Annotated in this window: 13 protein-coding genes; 5 read left to right on the top strand and 8 right to left on the bottom strand. The window is 62.3% G+C overall.

Annotated elements, in window-relative coordinates; all coding sequences use genetic code 11:
• Positions 1 to 144 precede the first annotated feature (144 nt).
• From cgtA to rplU, 3 genes are all read right to left on the bottom strand, one after another.
• Positions 145 to 1,368 carry an Obg family GTPase CgtA gene (gene cgtA, locus F6X62_RS22195; protein ID WP_054894071.1) on the bottom strand — a complete coding sequence of 408 codons (1,224 nt, stop codon included), beginning with the start codon at positions 1,366 to 1,368 and terminating at the stop codon, positions 145 to 147.
• 187 nt (positions 1,369 to 1,555) lie between these two features.
• Positions 1,556 to 1,813: a 50S ribosomal protein L27 gene (rpmA, locus tag F6X62_RS22200; RefSeq protein WP_029614211.1), complete on the bottom strand. Its 258-nt coding sequence runs from the start codon at positions 1,811 to 1,813 to the stop codon at positions 1,556 to 1,558.
• Between the two features lie 38 nt (positions 1,814 to 1,851).
• Positions 1,852 to 2,166 (bottom strand): 50S ribosomal protein L21, encoded by a 315-nt coding sequence (gene rplU / locus F6X62_RS22205; protein WP_003247466.1) that lies wholly within the window; start codon positions 2,164 to 2,166, stop codon positions 1,852 to 1,854.
• Between the two features lie 244 nt (positions 2,167 to 2,410).
• Here rplU and F6X62_RS22210 point away from each other — a divergent pair, with 244 nt between their 5' ends.
• From F6X62_RS22210 to F6X62_RS22220, 3 genes are all read left to right on the top strand, one after another.
• Positions 2,411 to 3,379 carry a polyprenyl synthetase family protein gene (locus tag F6X62_RS22210; protein ID WP_063546121.1) on the top strand — a complete coding sequence of 323 codons (969 nt, stop codon included), beginning with the start codon at positions 2,411 to 2,413 and terminating at the stop codon, positions 3,377 to 3,379.
• A gap of 173 nt (positions 3,380 to 3,552) precedes the next feature.
• On the top strand, positions 3,553 to 3,894 hold the full coding sequence (locus tag F6X62_RS22215; protein ID WP_054894069.1) for a zinc ribbon domain-containing protein YjdM: 342 nt from the start codon (positions 3,553 to 3,555) through the stop codon (positions 3,892 to 3,894).
• 146 nt (positions 3,895 to 4,040) lie between these two features.
• A complete protein-coding gene (locus F6X62_RS22220; RefSeq protein WP_054894068.1) occupies positions 4,041 to 4,286 on the top strand; it encodes a hypothetical protein in 246 nt (81 codons plus the stop codon).
• Positions 4,287 to 4,450: 164 nt separating this feature from the next.
• Here F6X62_RS22220 and F6X62_RS22225 read toward each other — a convergent pair whose 3' ends face one another.
• The 5 genes from F6X62_RS22225 to F6X62_RS22245 form a co-directional block, all read right to left on the bottom strand.
• On the bottom strand, positions 4,451 to 5,068 hold the full coding sequence (locus F6X62_RS22225; protein ID WP_054894067.1) for an FKBP-type peptidyl-prolyl cis-trans isomerase: 618 nt from the start codon (positions 5,066 to 5,068) through the stop codon (positions 4,451 to 4,453).
• Positions 5,069 to 5,154: 86 nt separating this feature from the next.
• Positions 5,155 to 5,460 (bottom strand): DUF6482 family protein, encoded by a 306-nt coding sequence (locus F6X62_RS22230; protein WP_125931425.1) that lies wholly within the window; start codon positions 5,458 to 5,460, stop codon positions 5,155 to 5,157.
• Positions 5,461 to 5,596: 136 nt separating this feature from the next.
• A complete protein-coding gene (locus tag F6X62_RS22235; protein ID WP_003247486.1) occupies positions 5,597 to 6,085 on the bottom strand; it encodes a TIGR00645 family protein in 489 nt (162 codons plus the stop codon).
• 99 nt (positions 6,086 to 6,184) lie between these two features.
• Positions 6,185 to 6,523, bottom strand: coding sequence for a hypothetical protein (locus F6X62_RS22240; RefSeq protein WP_054894064.1), 339 nt, complete (start codon positions 6,521 to 6,523; stop codon positions 6,185 to 6,187).
• 160 nt (positions 6,524 to 6,683) lie between these two features.
• A complete protein-coding gene (locus F6X62_RS22245; RefSeq protein WP_153774725.1) occupies positions 6,684 to 9,122 on the bottom strand; it encodes a Lon protease family protein in 2,439 nt (812 codons plus the stop codon).
• A gap of 253 nt (positions 9,123 to 9,375) precedes the next feature.
• Between F6X62_RS22245 and F6X62_RS22250 the strand changes: the two genes are divergently transcribed.
• Together F6X62_RS22250 and F6X62_RS22255 are read left to right on the top strand one after the other, a co-directional pair.
• Positions 9,376 to 9,864, top strand: a complete 489-nt coding sequence (locus F6X62_RS22250; protein WP_065864072.1) for a DUF3015 domain-containing protein — start codon at positions 9,376 to 9,378, stop codon at positions 9,862 to 9,864.
• Between the two features lie 78 nt (positions 9,865 to 9,942).
• A complete protein-coding gene (locus F6X62_RS22255) occupies positions 9,943 to 11,796 on the top strand; it encodes a DUF4105 domain-containing protein (protein WP_153774726.1) in 1,854 nt (617 codons plus the stop codon).
• Positions 11,797 to 11,868 lie beyond the last annotated feature (72 nt).

Raw genomic sequence — 11,868 nt, forward strand, 5'->3', positions numbered from 1 at the left:
GTGTTGAGGCCATCGTGGGACAAGCCCGCTCCCACAAGGATCGCAGCGGACCTGTGGGAGCGGGCTCGTCCCGCGATGGGCTCAACGCCCAAGCCTGATCACGGCACACTGCTCGAAGAGCGGCGTCCAGTGTACTGCAACCGGTCAGTCGCGCACGTAAATGATTTCCGGGCCGTCCTCGTCGTCCTCGAAGTCATCCCAGTCGTCATCGTCGCCGATGTCGTGGACGCTCTTGACGCCGGTACGACGCAGGGTACGAGCGTCGTCCAGGGCCTGCAGCTGGGCACGGGCCTCGTCTTCGATGCGCTGGTCGAGTTCGTTGAGCTCGGCGGCGTAGGCCGGGTCGTTGGCCAGGCGGTCGGCGCGGTCTTCGAGGAAGCGCATCAGGTCGTGGCTGAGCTTCTCGGTGCCCTGCTTGGAGATGGCCGAGATCACGTAGACCGGGCCATCCCAGTTCAGGCGATCAACGACTTCCTTCACACGCTCGTCACGCTCGTCTTCCATCAGCATGTCGGCCTTGTTCAGCACCAGCCAGCGCTCGCGATCGACCAGCGCCGGGCTGAACTGCGCCAGCTCGTTGATGATCACTTCGGCGGCATCGGCCGGGCTGCTCTCGTCCAGCGGCGCGAGGTCGACCAGGTGCAGCAGCACACGGGTACGGGCTAGGTGCTTGAGGAAGCGGATACCCAGACCGGCACCTTCGGAGGCGCCCTCGATCAAGCCGGGAATGTCGGCGATGACGAAGCTCTTCCAGCGGTCGACGCTGACCACGCCCAGGTTCGGCACCAGGGTGGTGAACGGATAGTCGGCCACCTTCGGCTTGGCGGCAGAGACGGCGCGAATGAAGGTGCTCTTGCCAGCGTTCGGCAAGCCCAGCAGGCCGACGTCGGCCAGCACTTTCAATTCCATCTTCAGGTCGCGCTGGTCGCCTGGTTTGCCAGGAGTGGTCTGACGCGGCGCACGGTTGGTACTCGACTTGAAACGGGTGTTGCCCAGGCCGTGCCAGCCGCCCTGGGCGACCATCAGCTTCTGACCCGGGGTGATCAGGTCGCCGATGACTTCCTGGGTGGAGGCATCGATCACCGTGGTGCCGACCGGCACGCGCAGGAACAGGTCCTCGCCCTTCTTGCCGGTGCAATCGGTGCTGCCGCCATTCTGGCCGCGCTGGGCCTCGTGGTGGCGGGTGTAGCGGTAGTCGACCAGGGTGTTGAGGTTCTCGTCGGCCACCATGTACACCGAGCCGCCGTCGCCACCGTCACCGCCGTTGGGACCACCGTTCTCGATGAATTTTTCGCGGCGGAAGCTCATGCAACCGTTACCGCCGTCACCGGCTTTTACCCGGATCGATACTTCGTCAACAAACTTCATTCAAAACCGCCTCTCGTCGGACGACGAGCTGAAAACCAGAAAACCCTGAGGCTCTTGCAAAAATGAGCGCGGCGGCCCCGTATCATCAGAAACCAACGCCGGCAGCCCAGACAAACAGCTTTGCAAGAGGCTCACCACAAACGAAAAAGCCCCGTCGCATGACGGGGCTTCTGGAGCGACGTCGCGATTAAGCGGCGACGATGCTCACGTAACGGCGGTTGAACTCGCCTTTCTTCTCGAACTTGATCACGCCGTCGATCTTGGCGAACAAGGTGTGATCCTTGCCCATGCCAACGCCGTAGCCAGCGTGGAATTCGGTGCCGCGCTGACGGACGATGATGTTGCCCGGCTTGATAACCTGGCCGCCATACATCTTCACGCCAAGGCGTTTCGATTCTGAGTCGCGACCGTTACGAGTACTACCACCAGCCTTCTTGTGAGCCATGGTTCAATTCTCCAAATAAATTCAGGGGACCTAGGGGATTAAGCCTGGATACCGGTGATTTTGATCTCGGTGAACCACTGGCGGTGGCCCATGCGCTTCATGTGGTGCTTACGACGACGGAACTTGATGATACGAACCTTGTCGTGGCGGCCTTGCGAAACAACTTCGGCCACTACTTTGGCGCCAGCAACGACTGGAGCACCGATGGTGACTTCTTCACCGTTGGCGACCAGCAGAACGCGATCGAAAGTCACGGATTCGCCAGTGGCGACTTCCAGTTTTTCGATCTTGAGGAATTCACCTTCAGCGACTTTGTACTGCTTGCCGCCGGTAACGATTACTGCGTAGGACATTTTGAATCTCCGATAATCCTGCTCACCCAGCGCTTTATATGATGAGTATTGGCTGGCATGGCTGCACAAGGCTGGAACGGCCCGGTGCAATTGCGTAAGGCAGGTGCTGCCCAGGAAGTTAGGGTGCGCGATTGTACGCAACCCGGTAAAGCCTTGCAAGTGCCGCCCCGAGGGTGCAGGCAGCGCGCCTTGACACACCGGGACCCGCGACCTAGCATGCCGCGCAACCTCAATGGAGCAGCCGATGCAACCCCAATCCTTCTACCGCGCGGTAGCTGACGATTTCAGCGCCGTCGACGAGATCATCAAGAAGCAGCTGACCTCGCGCGTGCCGCTGGTATCGAAGATCGGCGACTATATCACATCCGCGGGTGGCAAGCGCCTGCGCCCATTGCTGGTGCTGCTGTGCGGCAAGGCCCTGGGCCGTGAAGGCGACGACCTGCGCCTGCTGGCCGCGACCATCGAATTCCTGCACACCGCCACCCTGCTGCACGACGATGTGGTCGACATGTCCGGCATGCGCCGCGGCCGCTCCACTGCCAATGCCCTGTGGGGTAACGCCCCCAGCGTGCTGGTCGGCGACTTCCTCTATTCGCGCTCGTTCGAAATGATGGTCGAACTGGGCTCGATGCCGGTCATGCAGATCCTGTCCAAGGCCACCCGGGTGATCGCCGAGGGTGAAGTGCTGCAGCTGTCGCGCGTGCGTGATGCCAGCACCACCGAAGAGGTGTACATGGACGTCATCCGCGGCAAGACCGCCATGCTCTTCGAAGCCTCGACCCACAGCGCCGCAGCGCTGGCCGGCGCCAGCGACGAACAGCGCGAGGCCCTGCGCACCTTCGGCGACCACCTGGGCGTGGCCTTCCAGCTGGTCGACGACCTGCTCGACTACAAGGGCGACTCCGAAACCCTGGGCAAGAACGTCGGCGACGACCTGGCCGAAGGCAAGCCCACCCTGCCACTGATCTACACCATGCGCGAAGGCACACCAGAGCAGGCGGCGCTGGTGCGCCAGGCCATCCAGAAGGGCGGCCTGGAAGACCTCGAGCAGATCCGCATTGCCGTCGAAGCCTCCGGCGCACTCGACTACACCGCACGGATGGCCCGCGACTACGTCGCCCGCGCCATCGCCTGCCTGGAAGTGCTGCCAGCAAGCGAATACCGTGATGCACTGGTCGAGCTGAGCGAGTTTGCGGTCGCGCGTACGCACTGATAGATCGAGTCGTCTTCATTCGCGGGCAAGCCCGCTCCCACAAGGCCCGAGTACATCAGGCCTTTTGTGGGAGCGAGCTTGCCCGCGAATGCTTTTGTGCGGACAAAAAACATTTTCGTGGCAAAACCTTATACAATGTGCGCCTTTAAACCTCTGTACACCAAGGAAACGAAGTGAGCACTCTGCCGCCCTGCCCCGCCTGCAACTCCGAATACACCTACGAGGATGGCACCCAACTGATCTGCCCCGAATGCGCCCACGAGTGGTCGGCCAGCGGCGACGCCGAGACGGCCAGCGATGACGTGGTGAAAAAAGATTCGGTCGGCAACGTCCTGCAGGATGGCGACACCGTCACCGTGATCAAGGACCTCAAGGTCAAGGGCTCGTCGCTGGTGGTCAAGGTCGGCACCAAGGTCAAGAACATCCGCCTGTGCGACGGCGACCACGATATCGACTGCAAGATCGACGGCATCGGCGCGATGAAACTCAAGTCCGAGTTCGTGCGCAAGGTCTGAGGCTATTTGCAGGGCTGCCCTCGGGTGGCCCTGACAGATCCTGCAACGGGATCATCTGCACCCTTCGGCAGAATTAATCCAATAGTCACTTGCTATTTTGATAATAAGAATTATTCTCATTGGAACGCTTTCCAAGGAGAATAGCCATGACCTACCTGATCGACGCCTGGCTCGACCGCCCCCATCCCTACCTGCGCATCCTCCATCGCGAGACCGGCGAAGTCTGTGCCGTACTCGAGGAAGAAGCGCTCGACGAACTGCGTGACCAGGGCGACCTGGACCTCAACGGCCTGAACTCGAGTGAGCCTGGAGTACTGAAGGAGCTGGTGAGGAATCTGTTTCTGTTCTGCTATGCGCGGGCGTTGCGCCCAGGGGGAACGGATTGGAATTGAGGCCGGCATTACCGGCCTCTTCGCGGGACAAGCCCGCTCCCACAGGGATTGGGCTGGTCTTTAGATTTTGAACAAGACAGTTGCTCCCACCAGTAAACCTGCGCATTAGAGCCTGCAGGGCACATGTGGGAGCGGGCTGGTCCCGCGATGAAGACAACGCAGTCTTACAGAACGTCGAGCAGCTCGACGTCGAACACCAGCACGCTGTGCGGCGGGATGCTACCAACGCCTTGCGCGCCATAGGCCAGCTCGCTCGGCACGTACAGGCGCCATTTGCTGCCAGCGTTCATCAGTTGCAGCGCTTCGGTCCAGCCAGCGATCACGCCACCTACCGGGAATTCGGCAGGCTGGCCACGCTCGTAGGAGCTGTCGAACACGGTGCCGTCGATCAGGGTGCCGTGGTAGTGGGTACGCACGTTGTCTTCGCGGCTCGGCTTGGCGCCGCTACCAGCGGTCAGCACTTCGAACTGCAGGCCCGAAGCCAGGGTGGTGATGCCGTCACGCTTGGCATTCTCGACCAGGAAGGCCTTGCCCTCGGCGGCAGCAGCTTCGGCTTTGGCGGCAGCTTCGGCCTGCATCACTTCGCGGATAACCTTGAAGCTGGCAGACAGGTCGGCTTCGCTGACACGGCTGTCGGCACCGTTGAAGGCGTCGGTCAGGCCAGCGAGAATCGCTTCCAGGTTCACGCCTGGTGGTGGGTTGTCGCGCAGCTGGCCGCCCAGCTGACGGCCGATGCCGTAGCTGACGCGGGATTCGTCGGTGGACAGGTTGAGTTCGGACATTGGCTTGCTCCGCTTAAGGGCGCACTGCATCCGCGCCCTTGGTCAAAAGGGCAAGCAGCCTAGCACACTGGGGCCGCGCTAAGCAGCTACCAGGCCGAACGCTGGGATATCGGGACCTTGAGGTCTTCCTCCGGGTGGCTGCCCATCCCGCACATCTCATCCTGCACCGACCAGTGCACCAGGTTCATCGATAGCATGGGCAGGGCTTGCAGGAGCAAGCGAGCATCTTCGACCGAGTGCACCCGCAGGCGCTCGCCACGGGGATCGTTCAACGGATGGGCACGGCCCTTGATCCGGGCCTCGAGCAAGTAATCGCCGCCTTCGATGGCGATCAGGTTGAGTTCATCGACGTGGCCGGCCCTGGCCTCGGTATTGAGCTGATGCAGGTTCATGGATGCACCTCGCTGTGGGAAGCCCACATAATTGCTCATTTTTTGTACAGAAGCCGGGATTAGACAAGGGGCCACTCGTCGGTCGGAAGCACGTCGCCCTTCTCGCGTGCGAACTCGCGAGAAGGGCGACACCGACTCAATGCTTGGTCAGCTTGTCCAGATAGCCCATGCAGAAGGCCGAGACCACGAAGGTCATGTGGATGATCACGTACCACATCAGGTAGTCGGTGGAGATGTTCTGCGCATCCATGAACACGCGCAGCAGGTGGATCGAGGAAATAGCCACGATCGACGCCGCAACCTTCATCTTCAGCGAAGAAGAGTCCATCTTGCCCAGCCAGTTGAGCTTCTCCTTGCTCTCGTCGATGTCCAGTTGCGAGACGAAGTTCTCGTAGCCGGAGATCATCACCATCACCAACAGGCCGCCGACCAGCGACATGTCGATCAGCGACAGGATCACCAGGATCAGGTCCGCTTCGCTCAGCGCGAAGACGTTGGGCAGGACGTGGACCACTTCCTGGAAGAACTTCAGCGCCAGCGCCAGCAAGCCCAGCGACAGGCCGAAATAGATGGGTGCGAGCAGCCAGCGAGAGGCATACATCGCGTTTTCGAGAATACGTTCCATGGAGGATAGGGACTCATGAGATGACTGGAAAAGCGTGCGCGAGTATAGCCAGCCATCAATGACAGCAAAAGTCTGCGGCGGGTTGCCGCAGAGTCCTCTTCAATTATCCGGACGGAACTGGTAGTCCCCGATATTGCGGCAACGTTCTCCGTTGATCCGCCGCAATTGCGCCTGCAGGTGCAGGCACCAAATCTGCGGGTCTTCAGCCACCTGGTAGCCGTGCAGGGTCAAGCTGTCGACAACGGCGTTCATCACCGATTCGGCCACCATCGGCCCATGAAACGGCCCTTGTGCCTTGATCGCCGAAGGCTGTTCACCGGACATGCCGGCGGCAAACAGCAAGGTCCACATGCCGTTGTCGCCGGCCAGCGGACGGATGCTGCACTCGATGCGGGTCACCAGGCCAAGGCACTGGCGGGTGAGGCTGAGGTTGCGCATGGCGGCGTCCCCTCTGAGAAGCCCTGTTCAACCTGCAAGACAGGCTGTTTCCATCCTGAACCCTGAAAACTCCTTAAGTTCCAGCATAGATGACAGGTGGGCATTGCTGGAAAACCGGCGCTGAACGGTAGCACTTGGCCGCCAGCGCCGGTTTATTGACTCAGGCCGGCTTGGCCTGGGCCACCATCTCCTCCAGCCGTTCCTTCTCGGCCTCCTTGATCTCTTCCTCGCTGATCATCTCGGCGATGACCCGCAGACGCTCGACCACCCGCGCGTTGACGCTGCCTTCAGGGAATTCGCCCTTCTCGTCCGGCGTCCCGGCATCCTCGCCCACCAGCAGGCTCAGCGCTTCATCGGCCTGGCTCACCGCATAGACATGGAATCGCCCGGCATCAACCGCCTGCAGCACGCGCTCGTCGAGCATCAGCGTGGCAACGTTGGCGCGCGGGATGATCACCCCCTGCTCGCCAGTCAGGCCACGCGCTTCGCACAGGCGGAAGAAGCCTTCGATCTTCTCGTTGACCCCGCCCACCGCTTGCACTTCGCCGAACTGGTTGATCGAACCGGTGATGGCGAAGCACTGCTTGAGCGGCGTGCGCGACAACGCCGAGATCAACGTACAGGCCTCGCCAAGCGAGGCACTGTCGCCATCCACATAGCCATAGGACTGTTCCAGGGCAATGCTCGCCGAGATCGCCAGGGGGAATTCCTGGGCGTAGCGGCTGCCCAGGTACCCAGTGAGGATCATCACGCCTTTGGAGTGGATCGGCTGGCCGAGGTTGACCTCACGCTCGATGTCGACGATGCCGCTGCCACCCGGGTAGACCGTGGCGGAGATCCGCGCAGGCATGCCGAATGCCGAATCGCCGACCTCCAGTACCGTCAGGCCGTTGCACTTGCCGATGGCAGCGCCTTCGCTGTCGATCAGGATGATGCCGGCGAGCATGTCATCGAGCACCCGCTGCGACACCCGCCCGGTGCGGGTCGCCTTGGCCTTGAGCGCACGCTCGATGTGGCCTGCGTCGGTCATCTCGTCGTTGGCCAACTGGCGGATGAAGTCAGCCTCGCTGACCAGCTGGAACAGGTCGCCGATACGCGCCGAGAGCCGCGACTGGTTCTCTGCCAGGCGCGCGCTGAAGGTCGCTAGGCGCGCCACGGCATCGCTAGTCAGCGGCGCCATGCCCTCTTCATTGGTACGCGTACGCAGCAGCTGGGCGAACTGCTCGAGGTTCTCGTCGACCATCGGCATGTCTTCGTCGAAGTCGACCAGGACGCGGAACATCTCCTGGAAGTCCGAATCGTGGTCCTGCAGCGCGTAGTAGAGCTGACGCGAGCCGATGATCACCAGCTTGACGTTGAGCGGGATCATCTGCGGCGTCAGGGTGACGGTGGCGATGCGACCCAGCTCGCCCAGCGGCGACTCCATTTTCAGCTTGCGCGACTGCAGCGCGCGCTTGAGTGCATCCCAGACGAAGGGCTCGCCCAGCATTTTTTCCGCTTCCAGGATCAGGAAGCCGCCGTTGGCGCGGTGCAATGCACCGGGACGCAGCTGGCGGTAGGAAGTGGAAAGCGCGCCCTGGTCAGTGCTGTACTCGATACGACCGAACAGGTTGTCGTAGGTCGGGTGCGGCTCGAACACCACCGGCGCGCCGCCATTGACCGGATGCCCCACCACCAGGCTTGGCGCGTACTGCTCCTCGAGCATCTTGCGCGCCACCGCGTCGGTCTTGGCATCGTCGACCAGTTGCTCGACCACGGTGCGCAGCAGGTTCAACTGCACCGACTGCAGGTAGGCGCACACCGCAGCGTTCTCGGCGTACTTCTCCGACAGAGGGGCCAGTAGCGGTTGCAGGGCCAGGGTGATGGTTTCTTCGTTCAGTTCGCGCAGCTGATTGTTCGACTCGCGCTTCCACTGCGGCAGGCTGGACAGCTCCTCGTTGAGACGCTCCTCCAGCTCGGCGATGTCTTCGTGGAACTGCTCGCGGACCTCTTCAGGCAACTGGGCGAACTCGGCCTCATCCAGCGCCTTGCCGTCGGCCATGGGGGTGAAGGCGACATTGCTGGCGTCGCGGTACAGCGCCACGTCCTTTTCCAGCGACGCGCGCTCGATCACATCCAGGGCACGGTCGTAACGCTGGTTGAAGGCGCGATCGATGGCGCCCTTCTTCTGCTGGTAGGACGGGTGCTCGAACACCGCCGGGAAGGTCGCCAGCAGGTTGCCGATCAAACCGTTCATGTCGGCGATGAACTCGCCAGCAGTGCCTGCCGGCAACTCCAGCGCACGCGGCTCGCGGGTGTCTTCGAAATTGTTGACGTAGACCCGGTCGGCCGGGGTCTGCTGGCGCTTGCCCTCGGCCTTGAGGTAGCGCTTGACGAAGGAGAAGCGGCCGGTGCCCGGCTCGCCCATCACATAGACGTTGTAGCCAGGGCGTGGCATGGCCACGCCGAACTGCAGGGCCTCGACGGCACGCTCCTGGCCCAGTACTCCGCGAAACGGCTCCAGATCATCGGTGTTGGTGAAGGCAAACTGCTCGGGGGAAAAACGCCGGGTCAGGGCTTCGGGCGCGAGACGCAGGCGCGCAGCAACAGGATCGGGCATTGGGTTTCCTTACTTCGGCGGGGCGGATACGCAGCATTCTGGCGCCGGGGGCGCGCGCCTTGCAAGGCTCCGCGGGACTTTATGTCGCAGGCGTTAAAAAGGTTTGTCCAAGATTTTTTCGCAATCAACTACGCAACTATTGGATCGTGCCTAAACTCCAAACTGCGCGGGTGGGTAAAACGCTTCCCCGTCCTGGCAGTGAACTGCCAGACAACCCTGATCATTGATACGTATCGAAAAAGAGAATAACGCTATGAAACGGATTCTTCTGGGTACCTTGTTCGCCGCGGTTTCGATCAATGCCATGGCCGAAGCGCCAGGCGGCCCGAACTGCGGTTGGGGCAACCTGCTGTTCGAAGGCCAGCGCGGCACTCCGGCGCACTTCCTGGCCTCCACCACCAACGGCACCTCCGGTAACGCCACCTTCGGCATGACCTCCGGCACCAACGGCTGCTCCACCAAGGCCGCGCTCACCTACGGCGGTAAATCGTGGCTGGCCATGAATGGCACCATGAACGAACTGTCCGAAGACATGGCCCAGGGCCAGGGCGAAGCCCTGACCACCTACGCCGTGGTACTGGGCGTCAAACCCGAAGACCGCGCGCACTTCGCCTCGGTCACCCACGACCACTTCCAGCAGATCTTCAGCAGCGCCAACGTCACTGCCGAAGATGTCCACAACAACACCATCGCGGTCCTGAAAAAAGATCCGCAACTGGCGAAATACGCTACCGAAGCGTAAGTTCGACCCTGCCCGCCCCGCTTGCGGGGCGGGTTTCGCCCGCCTCCCTTCGGCATCATTCAGAAGTAGTTGCCCGATATGCTCAAACGCTTCGCCTACCTGACGTTATGCGCCTGCGCCCCTGCCTACGCGACACCTTCATTGGATGAGGCGCGCGTGCAGCAGTTGGCCGCCGACCGCTACTGGATCGCACTGGGTCACTACGAAACCGCCAAGCTGGGCGGTTGGCGCAGTTATGTGGACGACGACAAATTCTTTCTCGCAGAGGACGGCGCCCATCATCCGGATCGCGAACTGCGGGCCACGGTCGATGCGCTGTATGCCCCGGCCAGCCTGGGCGACAAACACGCCCAATGCGTCTTTCCGGCGCGCACCCGCTGGCTGCGCGAGCAACTGCAGCTCAGCGACCTGCCGACCCCGGACTGCCAGGAATACAGCCGCTGGTACGCCGACGTCGCACCGCACAGCGCAGTGCTGATCTTCCCGGCGGCCTACCTCAACAGCCCGTCCTCGATGTTCGGCCATACCCTGCTGCGCATCGACAAGGCCGACACCCGCAGCAACGACACCACGCTGCTCAGCTACGCGATCAACTTCGGCGCCTATATCGAAGGCAGCGACAACAGCATCCTCTACGCCTGGAAAGGCCTGATGGGCGGCTACCCCGGGCTGTTCGCGATGATGCCGTACCAGGAGAAACTCTCCGAATACCGCAGCCTGGAGAACCGCGACCTGTGGGAGTACCAGCTGGACCTGACGCCTGAAGAGACCGGGCGCATGGTCGAGCACGTCTGGGAACTCAAGCAGGTGCAGTTCGACTACTTCTTCTTCGACGAGAACTGCTCCTACCGCCTGCTGGAGCTGCTGCAGGTCGCCCGCCCCGGGCTGGACCTGACCTCGCAGTTCCCGCTCACCGCCATCCCCACCGACACGGTCAAGGCCGTCAAGCAGTCGGGGCTGGTGTCCGATGTGCGCTACCGGCCATCGCGCGAACGCGAGCTGCTGGCCCGCGCCGAGCCACTGGACCATCACGAAAAACAGCAGGTATTGGCCGTCAGCGCCGACACCGCGCAATTGCAGAGCCCCGCGTTCACCGCCCTGCCCCGCGAACGCCAGGCCCTGGTACAAGATGCCGCCTATCGCCTGGAACGCTACCGCGCCACCGGCCAGGAGCGTGACCCCGAACAGGCCAGGCGCAGCTTCGAGCTGCTGCGGGCAATCAACCGCAACCCGCCGCCACCGCTGCAGATCGAACGCCCCGGCCTGCCTGAAGACGGTCACCAGTCGCGGACCTGGCAGTTGGGTGTCGGCACCCGCGAAGACCGCGCCTTCGCCGAGTATGGCTTGCGCATGGCCTACCACGACCTCAACGACAACGCCTACGGCTTCCCGCTCGGCGCACAGATCGAGATTCTCCAGCTCAAGCTGCGCCAGTACGAGGGCAACGACTGGCAGGTGCAACGCCTCGACCTGGCCACCATCCGCTCACTGACCCCGCGCAACGAGCTGCTCAAACCCTGGTCGTGGCAGGTGGCCGGCGGCCTCGAGCGGGTGCCGGGCAAGCATGACGACGAAGTGTTGGTCAGCCACGTCAACGGTGGCGGCGGTGGCACCTGGCAGCTCGCCGACGGCCTGCTGGGCTTCGCTCTCGGTACGGTGCGGGTCGAACACCACAACGACTTCGCCGAGTTCATCTCGCCGGCAGCCGGTTTTAATGGCGGCCTGCTGTGGCGCAACGGGCTGGGCAACATGACCCTGGAGGCGAAAGGCGATTACTTCACCAATGGCGAAGTGCGGCGCAGCCTGAGCCTGAACCAGCAGTGGGAGATTTCGCAGAACCTGGGCCTGCGGTTGAGCGCCAAGCGCGAGTTCAGCCACCTGGCCACCGCGCAGAACGAGGTGATGCTCGAATTGAAGTGGTATCAGTACTGATACCACTCACAGGGATTCGCATCATGACGCGCAATCCTTCGACGGCGTTTTGACATCGCCACGACAATTCGC

Source organism: Pseudomonas sp. MNR3A, from assembly GCF_009650575.1.
Taxonomy (GTDB): Bacteria; Pseudomonadota; Gammaproteobacteria; order Pseudomonadales; family Pseudomonadaceae; genus Aquipseudomonas; species Aquipseudomonas machongensis.